Here is a 19429-nt window from a genome sequence, read left to right as displayed (position 1 = left end):
AGATTTGAAAAATGAAGTTTTCCTCTTAAAGTACCTGATGCAATTGTTCAATAGAGCAGTTGCATTTCTATTTACTAGGCAGGATGGTGTAAGAACATTAAGGGTACCTTACTATTTAAAAGGAGTAACCTACAATGAAAAATCTGTGCTTAATTAGCTTGTCTACGTTTATATTTTCGTTTAGTCTGTCCATGTTATTTGGAAATCCTGCTTATTCACAAACTACATCTTCAGATAAAATGGCATATTTATATCCAGCAAATAAGGAAAAAATATTTGATGAAACTGTAGAGGGATTTTACCAGGCACTTAGAGATCTAAAGTATTCTGTACATCAGGAGCTTTATCAAAGATATAAGCAGAAGCCAAAGGAACAGCAAAGACATTTAGATACTGTTCTTTTTAAAGAAATGCCTGATGCATCTGTAAGCATTAGAAAAAAATTATTATTTAAGGAAGTAGAAGGATTCAATTATATAACCTTTGATGGAAATATTCTTCGTACTTATCCTGGTATAGATGTTAACCACTATCAGGTTATTAGCCCTGAGAGGCAAGTGTATTTCTTTTATTCCTTTAAAGACACAGAAAAAGAATTTAGGGGTAGATATGCAATTTATGATGTTGAAACGAAAGAAATGGTAGCAGGTGGAGGTACTTATATGCCAAAGCTCAATCTTACAAGGAACACTTACGATAAAGAAGGATAAGTTTAGGTAAAATAGCAAAAAAATTGTTGAAATCTTATTCAATTAACGTGGCCATTAGTAAATTTATATTCAGCAATCGGGCGTATTTCTTTAATAAGGAATGCGTCTATTTGCATTCAAGGCTATATTGTTGAGTAAAGTAATTACCTACTCCTATATCATGCATTTGGAGCAGGTTAGTTGAAGAAGAATGAAATATAAAATTTTAGCCTTATCAACTTACATGATAAGGCTAAAATTCACTCTTATTGAGATTTTTCACGTTCATTTAATTTTTGATCTTGTTTTAACCAAAAATCGGGTGGTTGATAATTAATGAAAGAATAATCAAGTTCAGCGCCATTTGTTGCTAACTGAACTAATAAAAGTTTCTCTTTATTACTTGGATGTATATCTGCAGTCTTAATGGAAATTACCTCTACTCCTGTTCGTTTAGGTGTTCCAACCACAACAACTTGATTTCCTTTTGTATAAACATCTGTGATAGTAGTTTGAAACACAACTATATAGAGGTCTAAATCTGTTTCATTTGCAGTAGTAGAAAAAGTAATACCCACATTCTGTTGGAAATTTAATTCAGCTGAAATTCCAATGGCATAAAAAGGGAATATACGGTGAAGAGAATAATGTATTCGAGAAGGAATATAGCTCCATCTCCCACCCCAATATGTGCTATGCCAGTGTTCTTCATATATCGGTCTAATATAGCTTGGTTCGCTTTTTATTACTTTGAAAGGAATTTTTACTCCTTCTTTTAACACTTCTGAAATGGGGATGATATCGGTAGGAAAACTCATTTCTGTTTCTTTTTCAAATGGAAATGGTGAATCAAGAATAGTGGTAGGTTCAGGTGGTTCGAGGCTATCTAAACGCTGTTCCAATTCCTGAGTTTGTTTGTGTTCACTTTTATCGCTGTGCGACTGATAGAAGGGTAACTCCAAAGATTTTGCACTTATGGACTTACTGTAATCAAGTAAGCTTAAAATAATCGAAAAACAAATCATATAGCCAATCTTTGTTTTGAACATATAGTCATCACCTCACCATATTTTCTGCTTTTACTAGGGAGTTATGCGTGAGATAAGTTATTCAAGTAACAAGTGCTTAAATTATAGAACTTACGGTGCAGTTTACTTCAATTAGGACGATACGACCTAAAGGCAGACCTTTTATATGTCTGCCAATTTTCATAATTTTTGTAACGAAACTTACTTTACTTAGTCTTAATTAGGAAAGGAGGTAGAAATGTGACTGAGTTTGAGCGTATATACAATCAATACTTCCGAGATGTTCACTTGTTTGAAAAGATAGCAGTTTAAGGCTTTAAAAAGCATCGATAAATTCAAAGGCAATTGCAAAATCAAAAAATATAATGCTCATCGTGTAAAATATTTCAATATTTTTGTAACGAAATTAAATTCTAGGAGTTATATAAGTGAAAGGGGTGAAAAGAGGTGGACTTTGAGGAAATCTATCAAGCATATTTTAAAGAAATTTATTTGTTTATCAAATCATTAAGTCACGATGAGGGGATAGCCGAGGAAATTACGCAAGAAGCATTTTTTAAGGCGTTAAGGGCAATTGAAAAATTCGATGGTTCTAAAGATATTAGAGCGTGGCTTTTTACAATTGCAAAAAATACATATTTCTCTCACTACAAAAAAAATAAACGACAAATAGATTTGGATGTAGCAGAAGAATCAGGAGTGCAAATTGTAAATCATTTGATGAATGAAGAAGATGCCTTCGCAGTTCACCAGTTTCTACACTCGATGAAAGAGCCATATAAGGAGGTCTTTTCACTACGGACTTTTGGAGAATTACCGTTTGAGAAAATAGGGCTTCTTTTTGGAAAAAGTGCAGGCTGGGCAAGGGTGACCTATTACAGAGCAAGGAAACAAATTACTGAGTATATGGAGGAGAAGAATTATGAAAGAGATTAAATGCACAATTATTCAAGATATTTTACCTCTTTATATTGATGGAGTAGTTAGTCAAGATACAAAAGAAATGGTAGACCAGCATTTACAGCATTGTGAAAAATGCCAAAAGGAATATGAAACAATGAAACGTAACCTGTATATTCCAGCAGAAAATAAAGCCCCTATTATTCAAAAGATTAATAAAAAATGGCGTAAGAAAAAAGTTATCATTTCATTTGCCTCCATTTTTGCTACAGCTATCATTTTATTAGGAGCGTATTTACTTATTTTTTATTATGAAAGGGTTATTCCTTATTCGAAAGAACTATTTAAAATTGAAATGCAAAATGATAATCAATTGGTTTCTCATTATTACGGTAAAAGTTATGCTACTTTTCACGGGACCTATCCTAGTCCATTTGAAATTGACGGTGAGAAAAAGAATGTGAGTTTTATCTTTTATACAGAAACAATTGCTGATTCTCCTTCAAGAAGCCTAACTAATAACGAGAAGAATCTCAATGAACAGGATTATATCTGGAAGTTTGATGAAAGTGAAAAAATTGATGCTGTGTATTATGTGGACTATGATGTAGAAAAAATCGTTGCTGGAAAGGATTCTTGGGATTCAATTTTAGAACGTGCTGTATTGATCTGGGAAAAATAAAACAAATTATGAGAATTTAGTTTTCCTAGAAGTTCATTTCAATAATTGGAAAGAAGTTTCTGTTGAAAAAGGGATAATGAATGACAAAAACCCTTATAACTACTATTTTCATGTTTATGAAAGAAAATAGTGCTTTACTTCAAGATAGGATTCCATAGAGATCCTATCTTTTTCTTTTTCAAATGAAGGAAAAAGTCGGCTTATTTGGGAATATTAAAACCGTGGTATATTATAATCAGATAGTGGGCTTAAAGGATTGGTTAGCTTTCTTAATGAAGATGATGGTCAAGATGACTTAACACCAGCAGACGACCAAGAGTAAATTGATGTTGCTGTTATAATGGATGAGATGGAATAAATCGGTTCTACTTGATTAAACACGAATTTGGCATCTAAAATTCGGATTGATGGATGTTCCATTTTGATGCATTCAATACAGAATATGTTGTATTTTACTAACGAAGCAAGTTAGTCCGATAAGGAATATGTATAAAAAAATTTAAGAGGTTGATTACAGTGATAAAAAAAGGAAATAAATCAAATTATTTAGCGAAAATATCTTTAGGCGTTATGGGTGCAGGCTTTCTCATAACGATTCCTTTTCAAGAAACCTTTATGGGACGATTATTGCAAGGTGGATTTGAGGCAGGACTTGTTGGAGGATTGGCAGATTGGTTTGCTGTAACAGCTCTTTTTCGCCATCCAATGGGTATTCCCATCCCTCATACCGCATTGCTGCCAAAAAACCGAGATCGAATGATTACAGCTCTTATCACCATGCTTGAAAAAGATTGGCTGACTAAAGAAAGTATTAAAGAGAAAATCAATCAAATTAATTTTACAGATAAACTAATACAAATTGCTGAGAATGAATTGTCATCAGTAACTTTGAAAAGAAGAATTAGTTTGATTCTTAATGAGTTCATCAGTTTTGTCAATATAGAAAAAATGGCTCCGTTTATTGAAAAGGAGTTAAAGGAGTATCTTCATACTTTAAAAGTAGAAAAAATTCTTGAAACTATAATTACGCAAGCACTCAATAAAAAATTAGATGAAAAAGCTTTGAACTATATCTTGACTGAAATGGAAAAGTGGATGTCAAAAGAAGAGACAAAGCGAAAAATAGGAATAATGGCCAAACAATTACTTGATAATACCGAAGCAGATGGCTTTTTAAAGATGGCAATTAGTTCTTTTCGTAATCTAATAACGGAGGAAAAGCTAGGGAATATGCTTCAACCATATTTGCTTAAAAGAATCATTCTTTTACAAAGAGAAGATGACCCATATAGGCATTTGATTCTTTCTCGAATTCGAGAAGAGGTAGTAGGCATGCAGGATAAGGAAGAATTGATGGCTGAGATAAATAATTGGAAGAAAACATTCGTAAACAATTGGAGCCCAGTAGATCAAATTACTGAGATTTTAAAACAACTACAGAAAAAGTTGATGCTTCTAGCCGAAGATGACGAATTTATTGACAAGCATGTGATTTCATTTATTCAAAACTATGTAAATAACATAGTAAAAACACCTGAAAAAATGGAAAGTATTGAAAATTGGATTCAAAAGCAAATTTTATACTACCTTGATATGAACCATTCAAAAATAGGAGTTCTCGTTAAAGAAAATCTAGATAAATTGGATAACGAAACGCTTATCAATATGATGGAAAATAGCGTTGGTAAGGATCTACAATGGATACGAGTGAATGGAGCTATATGCGGGTTTACGATAGGAATTCTCTTAACGATCTTGAAATCGGTTTTATAGGATTAATGAGTAAGGGTCTCATTTAGATTCAGAAAAGGTGAACCGTACACAAATGAAGCAGAGTTTTGAATTAGTTCCAGATTGTGCATTATTAGGTTTACTCTAAGTATAAAGCGGCAGAAGCACTGCCGTTTTATTTATTTTTCAGTATCAATGTAAATTTTTGACCTTGCTCTTTTGTGCTATTACTAAAAATTCAATAACCTCGCCAAAATTGAATTTAGGAATTTTACCACTTAAAAACATAAAATCACTCCTTTAAAACAAAAGGCTAATATTCCTTTAGCGAATACATAATGTGGTGGGAAAATTTCACTTTGTTAAACTAATAGGGCTGTTTAGTTAAACAATTTAATTGGCTTTTTTTACTTGTATTAATAGTTTGGAAAGTAACTTAAAATTGTTTTCATAAGTAGTTAGAAAGAGGTTTATATGAGAGCGTTTATTATACTATTACAAATAGTAAGATGGTTATTTATATTAGTAATATGCTGTGCTGGTATTATTTTAGGTGCTGTAATATTAGGTATGATGGGTATTGATGTACCCAATATAGAACCAATTTTAAATATAGCATCAGTACCAATTTTGTTATTTAGCAATAATATTTTCCTAATAATAATAAACATATTTGTCATTTTTGTTTTACTTTATTTTCAATTAAGAATGTTGAAAAAGGCTAACTAAGAATAAAAAGACCATCAAATTATGCTGATGATCCTCATACAAGGGAACTGACATATTCAAGCCTAAAATTATTTTGGGTTACATAATATAAATACTTTGGTCACAATTTTCTAATCTAGTCATCGAATGCTTCCCATAATTTATCGTTTAATCTATATTCTTCTTAAGACGAATCAGTGTAACAATTGTCAAAACAAAAATCTAATCTAAGTCAGCAGATGCAGCAAGAATAGAAGGGCTAGAAGAGTTATGTAAAGCTAAAAGGGTTATTGAGTTAGTGACACTGAATGAGAGAGGATGTAACGGTCAACCAATGCCACAACCGAATAAGTGCGTGCAATACACTCAAAATAAATTTGTGCATGTAGAGGTACTTATACATAAAAAAATGCAGCGTTATGACACGCTACAATAAAATATTGTTTAAAAAATGACGAAAAATGATGGCTAATAAATGGAATGTCCATATTACTTAATATGTGAGCTAATAATAATAAGTGTTATACCGGTAAATAAGCAAACGATTCTCGTCACAGGAATTTTATCAGCTAGTCCAAATAAGGCAATTGCTGTTGTTACGATTAAAACTGTTGGACCAACCAATGCAAGCATTGTATTAATATAGAATGCTTTTTCTAAATTATTCAACTTTAGCATCAACAATCCAGCACTTACTTCAATACTTCCAGACAATACACGTAATATAACCATAGCAAGAACTGATTTTTCAATAATTTTCATCATCCTATCTTTATAGAAAATTTTTGCTTATATTATAATTTCATCATTAGGATAATAATAGTTCTGTTTTAATGAAATACTAAAATCAATATATGTATGATTCGTATCTAATATTCTTGTTAGATAATGCTTTATATTAAGAAGTGATTTTCTAGTTAAAAGTTCAAAGAATTGATTAATAGAATCAGTTTATATATCCATTTTCTGTTTTTAAAAGGAAATAGTATGGGAAAGATAGTACTTTCAATGGTACTTAAACATATATGCTAAAGGGAAACTATAAATTTCATCACTATATTGAATGAATGTCAGAAATAAAGTCGGCAGTAAACGAACGGATATTAATTAAGAAACAGTCCCTTCAAATTTGAAAGGACTGTTCATTAGGGGGGCATTGCTTTATTTTACAAGTTTAATGTGGAGCTTTTGTTTGAAGTAGCTTTAACCCCATACAAATAAATATCATTCCTGTTATTTTATTCAGAATCATACCTAATTTTTGGTTTCCTCTTAGTTTTTTAGTAACGTACGAGGAGAAATAAGCAACAAATAAACACCATAGGAGTCCAGTTGCTGTAAATGTAAGCCCTAAAATTAAAAAAGGAGCAGGACCTGATGCTTTTACATCTATAAACTGCGGAAGAAAAGCAATAAAAAATAACGAGACTTTGGGATTCGTTAGACTTGTTAAAAGACCTTGTATATAAATTTTTTTTAAGTTTAATTTACTTGATGACGTTTCAGAACCTATGTTTGATTTATCAAGTATCATTTTAATTCCTAGATAAACGAGATAAATAACACCAATAATCTTTATGGTATTAAATAATACAATCGATTTTGTTAGAATAAGCGATAAGCCAAAAGCAACAAATAACGTATGAACCAAGGAGCCAGTAATAATACCGAATACAGAATAAACACCAGCTCTTTTACCTTGTGAAATACTTCTACCAACAATATACATGGTATCAGCACCTGGGATTAGATTTAATAATATCCCTGTTAATAAAAACATTTCATAATTAATAATACCGTACATATTAGCACCTCTATCTTTTTTGAGGTGCCCTTATCGATACTAAAGTAATTGAAAGAAAAATGAAAGCCTTTTTAGATGGAATAGCAAAAAAATATATTAGGTTAGTGTTTTACTGAACACTTTGAATTAATTTATAAAAAAGGTAATCTGTTACTTCTTACGAATAACGAAGAATTTGTGAAGAATCATATTTTAATTAACAAGTGCTATAGCACAACAAGGGTTTTTTAATAATAATCAGACTTTTTTATAAAGAATTTAATCTGCCACATTAAATAAGAGCATGTTTTGAACAATCTTTTTCAAAACATGCTCTTTAGATTTGCTCTGATATCATTAATTAAATCCAACATTATTACAATGCTACTCTATTCTTATGAAATAGTAAGAGAGATGAATAAATGGTTAGACAGGAGTCATTCACTTTGAAAGAAATCGCGTCTATAATTCAGACATTGATGATTTATAAAAGGAGCAATCAATAGAATTTATGGAAAGATTGATCAAATAATTAACAAATCCAACGCCCGCCTATTCTCAGCGCTTACAATCGCAATTGTTACAAGTCGGTAACGGATATTTCGGAGTTATTTTTAAAAATTGAACCTTTCTTGAATTGATAATCGTCTAATAGAAGAATTTGGGAGGTTGAGAAGGAGGGAAGTAGATTGGATAGAGAAGAAAATGATTTCATACTAGAAAAATTGATGATTGATTATGGTAATGAGTTGGTACGATTGGCGTTTTCATATGTGAAAGATGCAGAGATTGCGAAGGACATGGTTCAAAATACGTTTATCAAATGTTACAAAAGCCTTGATTCATTTCGCTTTGACGCACAAATTAAAACATGGCTTTATCGTATTACCATTAACGAATGTAAGGACTATTTGAAAAGTTGGAATTACAAAATGGTACACGTAAAAAGTTTTATTAATGAAACGGCGAAGTCAATATTACCTTCAACAGAAAAAACAGTACTTGATAAATACAATAATGAAGAAATTAAAGATACGATTTTTTCTCTTCCAAAAGTATATCGGGAAGTGGTTTATCTATACTACTACGATTCATTGACGACTGATGAAATTGCCAATGTTTTAGATGTTTCGGTAAATACAGTGAAAACGCGATTAAGAAGAGCAAAACAACGATTAGAGTCGATGATAAAGGAGGCAGAAGTTAATGAATGAGAAACGTTCAAAAACTTACTTTTCTAATAAGTTGAATCAAGAACTACAATTTACGAAAGAAGATCGTCAAAAAGTATTTGAACAAATCAAGAAAATAGACAGGGATTCTCATATGGAAAAAAAGTCACCTATTTTCCTACAAAAATTCGCACCAGTAACAGTTTCTGTATTAATAATAGGTCTATGTTTATTTTTATTTTTGCCATCATTACTCCCTGGAAATCCGACTAAAGAATCTAACATACGTACTGCAAGTAACCAAGTGGTTGAAGAAGAGAAGGTTTCAACTACATTAATTACGGTGAAATCAAAGGAGATGGATAATAGAATTTATCTAAATCTATTACTTACTTATAATAAAGATAAAAAGATGATGAAAGTTGTATCATTCCCTGCTGAGACATATGCACCAGTATCGACTAATAATGATGGGACACCTTTGTACGATAAATTATTGTTTGCATATAAATATGGGGGCGCTGATAATGTAAAAACGACTGTTTCAAAATTATTAGCATTACCAATTGATTATTATTCAGTAATTGATGTGGAAACTATTTCAACGCTCATTGATTCTGTAAATGGATTAGAATACGATTTGCCAGAAGATATTCGAGTGAGAGCAATCACACAAGTAGCATTTGAATTTGAAAAAGGATTACAGAGTTTTAGCGGTGAAGAAGTTATCGCATTATTGATGGCAGCCACAGAAGGTGTAAACCTAAATGAAGAAAATCTCGTAAATCTATTGCAAGCTATAATTAATAAAATGGAAGCTGAAATGCCACCAGTACAATTAAAAGAAATGTTTACTCAAATGGAAACGAATACATCACTTGATTCATTGTTAGAAAATCAGCCAGAAATTCATTCAATAAAATTGGTTTCTTTAAGCAACGGAATGCAAACGGATTCAATAACATTAAGTGAGACTGAGGGTAAATTTTATTATAAATTTGAAAAAGATTTTTTAAATACTATATCAGATAATTTAACGACCTTTAACTAAGTATAATATAACACATACAAAATAACGTTCCCAAATCAAATTTTGGAAACACTTAAAAAAGCCATGAGCGCTGTTAAATCAGTGTTTTGTGGCTTTATGTATGAACATTATCTATACAAATTTTTATGCAAGGTATATGAGTTTATCATTAAACAATAAAGATAGATGATCAAAGAAAAGAAGTAAGACAATTTAATATTCGTTTCGATGAACCGTAGCGTAAGATAAGAAAAAGTCATTCCCTCCACAAACGGAGAGAATGACTTTCCTTCATAAATCGCAAAACTGCTGATTATAGTTTTGCCCAACGTTCCTCTAACCAGTTCATAAATTGTTCACCTTTGTCGCCTTCATACGCATCAAAGACATCTAAACGCATACGTTTTAGTTTATCCGCAAAGTCTGCCACTGTATGGTCCTTCGGCAAGCTCTTTTTAACTCGCAAGAAAATTTTGTCTGTTCCTTTGATAATATCAAAACGTGCAGGTGATGGCTTCTCTACGTCCTCGCCAAACGCCGCAAGTGCTTCATAGGCTGCTAATTGCACCTTGTTGACAGTATCATGCTGCATACGATTTTTTAATAAATCTATGATTTTGTCATGTTGATAAGCTGATAACTTTTCGACTGCGTCTAAACGCTCTCGCCAGCTAGACGTATAATTGGCCTGTTTTTTTAATGTTTCATACTGCTCAGGTAATGCTGTTTCAAATTGTTTCAAGTAATTGCACCTCTTTTTTTAACTAGAGGAAAAATGAATTCTTCTTCTGTTTCTCTTATTATACGTTGTTTTGGTGAAAATAGCGAAGAATCGATGGTAAGGATATATATAGAAAATGGAAATTAACTACATTAAGGTGAAACGTATCATAATTATGTACTATTCTTTATTAGATTTGCCTTTCTTCTTAAACTAACTCCCAATCGGACGCTTTTCTGGAATAAGGAAAGCGTCCTTCTTCATGAAAGGGCCATATTGTGGAAAAGAATATGGTATAATTACATTGTCTAAATATTTCCGCAATATTGTTTTTTAGACATTATTTTATTAAGGGAGGCGTTCATTATGACAAACAAAAAAACTTTTTTACTGAAGAACTTAAAGGGGATAACGCCTAACTAACAAAGTTTACTTAGCGTTTCCCCGAAATTTGAAAGGGGAAAATATATGCTTACAAGTAATGTGAAAATCGTAGAATTGAACGAAGAGAACTGGTATGAATGCTGTGAATTGAAATTATCCGCGAAACAAACGGAGTATTTGGAGTCAAACGCCAGATCAATTGCCCAATCAAAGTTTGAACCTTCATTAAAACCTTTTGCAATTTACTATGAAGATAAAGTAGTGGGTTTCCTTATGTTTAACACTGAAAAAGAGGAACTTGATGGATATTGGGTATTTAGGATAATGATTGATGAGAAGTTTCAAGGTAAAGGTATAGGGAAAGCTGCGACAAAGTTAATGATTTCAGAGATGAGTAAGTTGCCAGATGCAGAAAGAATTGTTGTTGGTTATCATCCGGAAAATCAGGAAGCACATCACTTAGATGCCAGTTTAGGATTTATTGATTATGGTGACCGATTTGGAAAGGAAATGGCTGTTATCAAATATATAAACAAGTAAAATAAAAATAAGGGAGAGCCGTTTTGGGTTCTCCCTTTCAAATTTAGTAAATAGACTACTCAACAATCGGGCGCGGTTCTGTAATAAGGATCAGCGCTCGATCATTATAGGGACATATAATTGAATAAGAAATGATAATTTATAAATAAGGATAACGTCAGGAAAATGCGGATTTATAATGCTAAGTAAGGTTCACTATTAAAAATCCTAATTTCTCAGTATTAAATGAAAAATTAGGTTTTTTCATTAATAGAAAGAGATTTATAAGTATTTATCGCTAATCACTTTCATATGGTGTAACTCGTGTCCGACAATGCCATATACAATGGTACCTACTGAAACTGGGCTGTTCATTACAGTTCCATTACGAACCCAAGCAGCTTCATCAATAGTTGAAATCAGGCTTAACGTGTTGGAGCGTACGGTGTCTAAACCAGCTAGTAACTGTTCCCAAGATAATTTGTTGAAGTTTGCCGCAGAAACGTATTGATCCTGATCCATGGCTGGGAGTGGTGCAATTTCATTTCGTGCAATGGCAAGCATTCGATATGACATCACACGTTCCGAGTCGGTCATATGCCCAATCACTTCTTTTAAAGTCCATTTCCCTGGTGCGTACGTCTTACTTGCTAACTCCTCTGATACGCTGCCTAAGAGGGTAAGGGTCTTAGCCCGTTGCTTAATAAGTATTTCTTCAATATCTCCATCTGGCACAAGACTAACATACCTATCATGCTCTGGATTTTCAATAAATAATGGTCGTGGACGCACATGAATACTCCTCAGCCGAATAGTTAAATTCTACTTTCAAGAGGATATTTCCTTTATATAAAATTTATTTATTTTCATTACCGCTATTTCGAAGACATATGAAATAATCGGGCGCAATTCTTGAAAAGGAATTGTGCCTTTTTCATTAATAGGGCCATTTTCTGGAATAACACTCAATGAAAATTAGATATTTATGTTATTATTTAGGGAGTACTTTGAATAAATCTACTTTCTAAAGGGTCTATAAACCGATTTTAAAAAGATAAGAAGAGGAACGACAAGAGTGGTTAAAGAGGAAAGGATATCAAGTGCAAAAATAAGAAAACGAAATCACAATTACTAGAATTAACTTTGGATGAGAAAGGGGAGTAACAATTAGGTTACCCCACAATTATTTATGAAGGAGTTGGTTTGTTTGGACATCTTCGTAGAGGTTTTACAAACTTTAGGAACTGTAATACTAGTTTTTATTTCTTCTATTTATCTTAGGCAATTAACAAAAATCAAGAAACAACGAAAACTATCAACTTTTGAATCTAGCATGATTATACTAATTGAGGTCGCATTTCTATTAATGATAAGCCCTATATTGATTTCTTTGTTCACTTGAACTGATAGTGATATTTTCCAACTCTCCATCAAAGAGAGTTTTTTTATGCCATTTTCCACAATCGGGCGCTTTCCTTGAATAAGGAAAGGGTCTTTCTCCGTTAAAGGGCCATATTGTGGAATAACAATTCTTAATTAAATTGGATATTAATGCTAAAATAAGATGTAGAACGTGAAACAATACAAATAATATGAATGAGGATTTAGTTAAAAACTCAATAAGAAAAATGAAATAGGAGGTTGCGCTTTGAAGAAAGGCGGAATAGTTTTTGCTTTGTTATTAATAGGTGTAGTTATTTTTATTTTTAGCGGATATCGTTTAACCCCTTTATCTCCTGGGAAGGCTAATCCTTTTGTAACAAATGACTATGAATTGGTTGATAAATATGAAATGGATTCGAGTAGTTTCTATTTATTTAAAAGTGATGCTAAAAAAGAATATATTACTGTCGATGTTAATCAAAAAAATTTTATTTATCGTAGTAGTGCATCTACATCTATTCCTTATAGTAATGATTTATTACAAACGATTGGCGGATTTAGTATTAGATATGAAGATAAAGGAGCAACCTTATTTGTTGTCTTATCTAATGATGAAAAAGTAACCTCTATTGGAATCCAAACAGGAAATAAAGATGAAATAAAAAACATCACAAAGGGAGAAACAATTCATTTTCTCCTGCCCTTTAGTAAACAAATTGATCAACTCAACGCAATAGCTTATGATAAAGAAGGAAATGCTCTTTATTATTATGGTTGGAATGAGGGTAATATTAAAAGCGATCTAAAATGGCATAAACTAAAAGGTTAACAGTAGTTTTGCAAGGAATATGTTTGGTGATTGGTAGGATAAAATTAACAATGTAATGTAAATCTTGTTCAACAATCGGGCGCTTTTCTGTGATAAGGAAAGCGTCTTTCTTCATGAAAGGGCCATTTAATTGAATAACACTTTTAAATTAAAAATAGGATTTTATGTTAATTTTGATGTGAGTTTGTAAAACAATGTACTTAAGCTAACAGGGCGGTTTAGTTAGTATTTATTTATTTTTACATATACTGTATAATTTAGAATTGGAATATTTAACTTTGATTATTTCTAAAGAATTACTTTGGGAGGGGAGCATTTGTTATATTTAGCTTTATTTATTGGTATCGTTTCAATTGTAATTACGGATAAGCTTAGTCAAGCTTTTAAATTATCAAGCATTTGGGGGGTGCTTGGTCAAATCAGTGCGTCACTTGTAATCATAATGGTCGGAAACCTCGAGGTTAATCATATTAGTCTAGGTAATAACTTTGAATTAGGATATTTGACGGTTCCATTTACTTTATTACTTCTTGTAAGTTTTACAAATGTAATGAATATAGAAAAAGTGCAAAATCCTTCAATATTGCTGTTGCCATTCGTTTCTTTAGTTTTTATCTCAATAGCAGCTTTCGTCATAGGTCATCCATTTGTTTTAATAACGGGGATTTGTTCCAGTTTAACGCTTATGTTTATTCTGCTATACGGCTATTTTACTGGTAAAGCATTTATGGGAAGAACGCTTACTACGTCAATAGGTTTCATAATAGCCGTGCTTTCAATATCCCTCATTAAATCATCTATTGTAACAATTTATATTCCGTTATTTACTTTAGCACTACCATTCACTTTATATTATTTAATTCAAGATAAAATTACGAATGTACAATCAATTACAGTTAGCTTTTTAACAGCTATTTTATTTGGTGTATTTATGTACATAGTTCCTTTTAATATAATATGGTATCTCGTTGTTGGGTTAACAAGTATTTTGGTTATCACGCAATTTTCACGGAAATATCGCTTTATTTAGAAACTAAACTTTTTGTTCAACAATCGGGCGCTTTCCTGTGATAAGGAAAGCGTCTTTCTTCATGAGGATTTTATATTAATTTTGATGTGAGCTTGTGAAACAATGTAGGTGACGAGGCAGGTTAGTTCAGTAAGAAATTTCAAAGAAATAGGTGAATTGATACTAAAATATGGTAAAATAATTAGCTGAATAGTCCGATTTTTTACATAGGGGGATTTTATTTGAAAAATTATCAAAAAACAGTTGTCATATTTCTTCTAATAATTACGTTGCTAACACTTACTTCCTGCACACAAGCTGAAGAATCGAAAGCAAAGCAAGATATTGAAAGTATCGTTTTATCATTCGAACACCCACAAACAGGTCAAAAATTTAAAATAGTCAATGCCTATAAACTTTATCAAAACTATGCAGATAAAGTTGAAATTAATCCAAAACAATCACAAGTGGAAATTTATAATGAAGAGGTAATTAAACCAGTATATAGTGCTTGTTTCGAGAATGGTGAATATCCTAATATGGCAGATGAAGTTCTAAATGTAGCTCCCGACCTTTTAACAGAAAATCAACTATTAAGTGAAAAAATTGATAGGGAAGAAACTGAAAAAATTATTAAAGAAGCCCTTTTAAAATCTTCTGATCTTCTTCCATCTGGAAATGAAACAACTGTATGTGTTTTTCCTGCCACAAATACAAATACACTAATGACTACTGTGGGGGCAGGAAAAATAATAGTACTTTACAACAAATATTATAACGAAGATGTTTTAAGGTCTAGCATGGCTCACGAATATCATCATAGTATTTGGACAGAGAAGTACTTACGTAATGCTCCGTCTTTTACCGTTTTGGATAGCCTAATATTTGAAGGAAAGGCGTTTATGTTTGAAAAGTTAGCTTATCCTGATATTTATTATGTTCCAATTTATTCAACATACAACAAATATTATTGGTCAAAAATTGTAGTAGATCTCGAAAAGCATGATCTTAATCGGGCTTACGAAATTATACTGGGAGGTAATGGCCTTCCTAATCGTTATGGTTACAGTGAGGGCTATAAAATGGTAAAATCCTATCTTGATTTGCACAAAAATGTAACCCCAGAGGAATGGACTGCCCTAAGTGCAAAAGAAATTTTTGAAAAAGGAAACTATCTTGAAAACTATAAATAACAAATCTATGAATGAATCGACATATATGCTAGGGGTAAATATATGTTAATGATTAGTTAAAAATCATTGAGTTGCGTATGCAGCTCTTTTTTTCTTATTGAACTAACTAGGTGCTTTAGTTCAATAACGATCTTCAACAAACGGGTGCTTTTCTGAAATAAGGAAAGCGTCTTTCTTCATGAAAAGGTCCATTTAACTGAATAACACTTCTAAATTAAAAATAGGATTTTAAGTTAATCTTGATGTGAGTTTGTGAAACAGTGTACTTAAGCTAACGAGGCAGGTTAGTTCAATAAGAAATTTCAAAGTAATAGGTGAATTAATACTAAAATATGGTTGTCATATTTCTTCTAATCATGCATCTTATCCTGTCACAGCAGCTCTTTCTTTTACAGCTGCAAGTAATGTTTATAGTGCGAGTTTAGTTGAATAAGGAAACAATTACATATATGAAATAAGACAATATATTGCTAAGATTTAATAGGTTAAATATTCTATGGGAAAAGTTCCTGAACGAAGGGATAAATATTTATTTTTAGGAAGGATAAAAATGAAGCGATATATTAAAAAATATACACAGGGTTTTTTATTTATGATATTGTTTCCGATTATGGCTGGAATAATAGAGAGAATTAGCAATACTGGGGAATTGAAATATTGGATAGTACTGGCATTTTCATTTCCAGTATATTCATACTTTCTATTGGATAGTAGTAAGGAGTTTGATAAAAAAAATAAAATGTTTTCAAGAGTGAATTTTATTATGTTCATTTTTGTACTTTTAGGAATGATTTCGTCTTTAATTTGTATGGTATTAATTGGTTTAATTAAGACTAGCTAAATATGGAGGTTTTGCATTTGTTGTTGTTAAATAATAATTATTGAATTCTTTATTACAAACTTACTAAAGCTAGTAGTCCATTATACTAAGTGAGTATGATTTTGGAAAATCTAATAGAAGACAAAGTAAAACCGAAATACGGATAGTATTTTAAAGTATAGCTTTTTTGATCAATTTTTTTATTAAACTAACAAAAATACTTGCAACACCTATTGTAGTACTGTACAGTACTAATTATGACAAAGGTAAAATTAATGAATCAAAAACGTGTGATTGAAGTAGCTGCAACATTATTTTTAGAAAAAGGGTTTGCTTATACAAGTATGGATGAATTAGTTCGTGTAAGCAAAGTTTCAAAGTCTAATGTGTATTATCACTTCTCTAATAAGGAAGAATTGTTGGAAGGGGTCGTTGATTATTGGATTGAAATGTATCAATCTGCAATTGATGGCTTACTATCTCAAAACCAATTATTAGTTGAAGATCGTATCCAATTGTTTTTAAAGCAATTATCACAAGGAGTTCAGACGAGAGAATATAAGGGGAGCTGTCCATTTATTACGCTATATATTCAAAGCCCTACAAATGCCACAAAAGTAAAAGAAAAAATAGGTCTTTTCTTTATAGGATTACAAACGAAAGTTTCTCTATTACTCAAACAAGGAGTAGAGAATGGTGAATTTAGAAAGACAATTAATATTGACGAGGTTGCATCTCTTTTTATTACAAATCTTGAAGGAGCGCTATTTATTTCAGAAACACTGAAGGATGCAACTGTAATCATGAAAACAGCAGATCATTTTTTTAACTTGCTTCGATAAAAGAAGCATTTTTTTTACATCAAATTAGTACTGAATAGTACTAAAAGGAGGATTTATATGAGAACAGTATTTTTAACCGGTGGAACAGGGTTTATTGGAAAGCAAGTAGTGGAGGAATTAGCGAAAGAAGAGCATGTTACAATTCTTCTATTAGTGAGATCGAAAAGTAAAGCAACACGCATTTTTCAAGAAAGAGGTATCTTAAAAGAGGCAGTTATGCACTTTATTGAAGGTGATTTAACGAAATTTGACTTAGGTCTAAGTGCTGAAGATAAGGAGTTGGTATTGAAAACGGATGTGATTATTCACGCAGGTGGTCCCATGGATATTCAAGCGACAAGTAAAGAGGCAGCTTCCGTATTTTTGAATGGTGCCCAACATATTAGTGAATTCGCTAAAAATATTCATCAATTGAAGGGATTGCAACAATTTATTCATGTTGTAGGCTATATGAGTCCCTTTGATGATAATAATAGCAAGATGGCGATAGATGTGTTTAAAGAAGGAAACAATTTTTTGAAAATAAAAAATCCATATGAGAGAACAAAGTTTTTAGCAGATCTTTATATCCGTCAGCAAGCATCAACAGTAGGTTATCCGCTTTCAGTAATTAATCCACCAACTGTAGTTGGTAGTAGTAAAACAGGGAGTACGGAGCAAACAGGAGGCTTAGGCTTGCTTGTGATGAGTATGCGAAAAGGGCTCATGCCAGTGATTCCTGGAGGTAAGGAATATAGATTACCACTTATTGCAAACGATGAACTAGCAAAGTTTATTGTGCAGGTTTTCAGATTGGAGCAACCAACTATACAAACATATACACTTGTTGAAGATAAACAAAATGATCAGAATATTTCAGAATTACTAGATGCTATGTCAGAAAGTATGAATATGACTGCACCTAAAATTTCTATCCCATTGCCATTTATGAAAGCACTTATGAATAGTGGGATAAGCAAAATAACCCAAATTCCTGCTGATGGGCTAAACTTTATTACAAATCGAACATTTTCAAATGGTTCAACGAAAAAGATAATGGGAGAAGATTGGCTTAAGGAGACAAATGTAATGAAATTTTTACCAGCCGTAATAGCTGATCTGGATTATCGCATGATGTATCAAAATGGCCAGCACAGTCATTTATTTAAACGAACATTATGTAATAATACGACCATTTACCAATCACAAGGAGAGGGTAAGCCGTTTATTTTATTACATGGTTTATTAAGTGATGGAGAGGATTTATTTCCTTTAGGGAAAGAGCTTCATGAAAAAACGGGTCGACCTGTATGGATCATGGACCTTCCAGGTTTGGGACGTTCTCCTTTTAAACGAGAGAAAAATCTTTTAAATATCTATTTGAATGTATTGAAAAAGTTATTGGAGAAAGCTACTAATGGTGCCCATCTAATTGGCCATTCATTTGGTGCGTATATTCTTTTGGAAGCATTAGTACAAAAGTACATAGATAAGAAGTATACAATTACTTTACTTCAGCCACCTGTTGCTAAAAAAAATACTAAATCGATAAATGTTCCTCAATTTATGAACAAATGGACATTGAAATTAGCAACTACTAATTTGATAGAGCGTTATTTATTAAGTAATGGTTTATTTGAAAGTACAGAGAACATTCCTGAACATTATATTGAAAAAATAAGTAAAAGTTTTACTTCTCCTAGAATTTTAAATACTACGGTTCAGCTTAACAGTTTACTATTGAAAAACGATCAAGGTGATTTCAATGAAGTAACAAAGTATAATCTTCACATTATTTGGGGGGATTATGACAGAGGCTATTCTGCTCCTTCGCATCTTGGTAAGGTTGATTTTATTCCATATGGTCATCATTTTCCTCTTAACCATCCAAGTGAAACGGCTAATTTGGTAATAAAAAATAGTAGTACTAGCAGATGAGCGTGTGGGATAAATAAAAAGTGGGTAGTAAGATCGTTGTGTCTTTGAAATAAAGTCGTACTGTTTGAAAAAAAGATTGGCTACATGAA

At 31.8% G+C, this 19429-nt stretch carries 17 protein-coding genes; 12 read left to right on the top strand and 5 right to left on the bottom strand.

Features of this window, described 5'->3' with window-relative positions; all coding sequences use genetic code 11:
* Window positions 1-134 precede the first annotated feature (134 nt).
* Window positions 135-710: a hypothetical protein gene (locus tag MHB65_RS12690; RefSeq protein WP_342440559.1), complete on the top strand. Its 576-nt coding sequence runs from the start codon at window positions 135-137 to the stop codon at window positions 708-710.
* Between the two features lie 245 nt (window positions 711-955).
* Here MHB65_RS12690 and MHB65_RS12685 read toward each other — a convergent pair whose 3' ends face one another.
* Complete coding sequence (locus MHB65_RS12685) at window positions 956-1738, bottom strand: hypothetical protein (RefSeq protein WP_342440558.1); 783 nt, start codon at window positions 1736-1738, stop codon at window positions 956-958.
* Between the two features lie 426 nt (window positions 1739-2164).
* On the opposite strand from MHB65_RS12685, the gene MHB65_RS12680 reads away from it, so the two are divergent.
* The 3 genes from MHB65_RS12680 to MHB65_RS12670 all read left to right on the top strand — a co-directional run bounded on the left by MHB65_RS12680 (window position 2165) and on the right by MHB65_RS12670 (window position 5072).
* The gene (locus MHB65_RS12680) at window positions 2165-2653 is read left to right on the top strand and encodes an RNA polymerase sigma factor (RefSeq protein ID WP_342440557.1); all 489 of its coding nucleotides are present in this window, start codon (window positions 2165-2167) and stop codon (window positions 2651-2653) included.
* Window positions 2640-3299: a zf-HC2 domain-containing protein gene (locus MHB65_RS12675; RefSeq protein WP_342440556.1), complete on the top strand. Its 660-nt coding sequence runs from the start codon at window positions 2640-2642 to the stop codon at window positions 3297-3299. Before MHB65_RS12680 ends, MHB65_RS12675 begins: the two co-directional genes overlap by 14 nt.
* 516 nt (window positions 3300-3815) lie before the next feature.
* Window positions 3816-5072 (top strand): DUF445 domain-containing protein, encoded by a 1257-nt coding sequence (locus tag MHB65_RS12670; protein ID WP_342440555.1) that lies wholly within the window; start codon window positions 3816-3818, stop codon window positions 5070-5072.
* A gap of 1155 nt (window positions 5073-6227) precedes the next feature.
* On the opposite strand, the gene MHB65_RS12665 is transcribed toward MHB65_RS12670, so the two are convergent.
* The gene (locus tag MHB65_RS12665; RefSeq protein ID WP_342440554.1) at window positions 6228-6503 is read right to left on the bottom strand and encodes a YqhV family protein; all 276 of its coding nucleotides are present in this window, start codon (window positions 6501-6503) and stop codon (window positions 6228-6230) included.
* 409 nt (window positions 6504-6912) lie between these two features.
* Window positions 6913-7542: a LysE family translocator gene (locus MHB65_RS12660; RefSeq protein ID WP_342440553.1), complete on the bottom strand. Its 630-nt coding sequence runs from the start codon at window positions 7540-7542 to the stop codon at window positions 6913-6915.
* Window positions 7543-8210: 668 nt separating this feature from the next.
* Here MHB65_RS12660 and MHB65_RS12655 point away from each other — a divergent pair.
* Together MHB65_RS12655 and MHB65_RS12650 are read left to right on the top strand one after the other, a co-directional pair.
* Window positions 8211-8735: a sigma-70 family RNA polymerase sigma factor gene (locus MHB65_RS12655; protein ID WP_205443638.1), complete on the top strand. Its 525-nt coding sequence runs from the start codon at window positions 8211-8213 to the stop codon at window positions 8733-8735.
* Entirely contained in the window at window positions 8728-9744 is a 1017-nt protein-coding gene (locus MHB65_RS12650; RefSeq protein ID WP_342440552.1) for an LCP family protein, read from the top strand. Before MHB65_RS12655 ends, MHB65_RS12650 begins: the two co-directional genes overlap by 8 nt.
* Window positions 9745-10036: 292 nt before the next feature.
* Here MHB65_RS12650 and MHB65_RS12645 read toward each other — a convergent pair whose 3' ends face one another.
* Window positions 10037-10465 (bottom strand): HEAT repeat domain-containing protein, encoded by a 429-nt coding sequence (locus MHB65_RS12645; RefSeq protein ID WP_342440551.1) that lies wholly within the window; start codon window positions 10463-10465, stop codon window positions 10037-10039.
* Between the two features lie 447 nt (window positions 10466-10912).
* Here MHB65_RS12645 and MHB65_RS12640 point away from each other — a divergent pair, with 447 nt between their 5' ends.
* Window positions 10913-11368 (top strand): GNAT family N-acetyltransferase, encoded by a 456-nt coding sequence (locus MHB65_RS12640; protein WP_342440550.1) that lies wholly within the window; start codon window positions 10913-10915, stop codon window positions 11366-11368.
* 261 nt (window positions 11369-11629) lie between these two features.
* Here the strand turns inward: MHB65_RS12640 and MHB65_RS12635 are convergent, their stop codons facing one another.
* Entirely contained in the window at window positions 11630-12139 is a 510-nt protein-coding gene (locus MHB65_RS12635) for a DinB family protein (protein ID WP_333719956.1), read from the bottom strand.
* An 856-nt stretch (window positions 12140-12995) separates the two neighbouring features.
* Between MHB65_RS12635 and MHB65_RS12630 the strand changes: the two genes are divergently transcribed.
* The 5 genes from MHB65_RS12630 to MHB65_RS12610 all read left to right on the top strand — a co-directional run bounded on the left by MHB65_RS12630 (window position 12996) and on the right by MHB65_RS12610 (window position 19340).
* Entirely contained in the window at window positions 12996-13559 is a 564-nt protein-coding gene (locus MHB65_RS12630) for a hypothetical protein (RefSeq protein WP_342440549.1), read from the top strand.
* A 316-nt stretch (window positions 13560-13875) separates the two neighbouring features.
* Window positions 13876-14589: a UDP-N-acetylmuramyl pentapeptide phosphotransferase gene (locus tag MHB65_RS12625; RefSeq protein WP_342440548.1), complete on the top strand. Its 714-nt coding sequence runs from the start codon at window positions 13876-13878 to the stop codon at window positions 14587-14589.
* A 221-nt stretch (window positions 14590-14810) separates the two neighbouring features.
* Window positions 14811-15761: a DUF2268 domain-containing putative Zn-dependent protease gene (locus tag MHB65_RS12620; RefSeq protein WP_342440547.1), complete on the top strand. Its 951-nt coding sequence runs from the start codon at window positions 14811-14813 to the stop codon at window positions 15759-15761.
* A 1095-nt stretch (window positions 15762-16856) separates the two neighbouring features.
* Complete coding sequence (locus MHB65_RS12615) at window positions 16857-17423, top strand: TetR/AcrR family transcriptional regulator (protein WP_155591249.1); 567 nt, start codon at window positions 16857-16859, stop codon at window positions 17421-17423.
* Between the two features lie 57 nt (window positions 17424-17480).
* Complete coding sequence (locus MHB65_RS12610) at window positions 17481-19340, top strand: alpha/beta fold hydrolase (protein ID WP_342440546.1); 1860 nt, start codon at window positions 17481-17483, stop codon at window positions 19338-19340.
* The last annotated feature ends 89 nt before the right edge of the window (window positions 19341-19429 follow it).

This window comes from Lysinibacillus sp. FSL K6-0075, assembly GCF_038592945.1.
Classification (GTDB): domain Bacteria; phylum Bacillota; class Bacilli; order Bacillales_A; family Planococcaceae; genus Lysinibacillus; species Lysinibacillus fusiformis_F.
The sequence above is the reverse complement of the archived record's forward strand: the minus strand, read 5'-3'. Positions and strand labels throughout refer to the sequence as shown.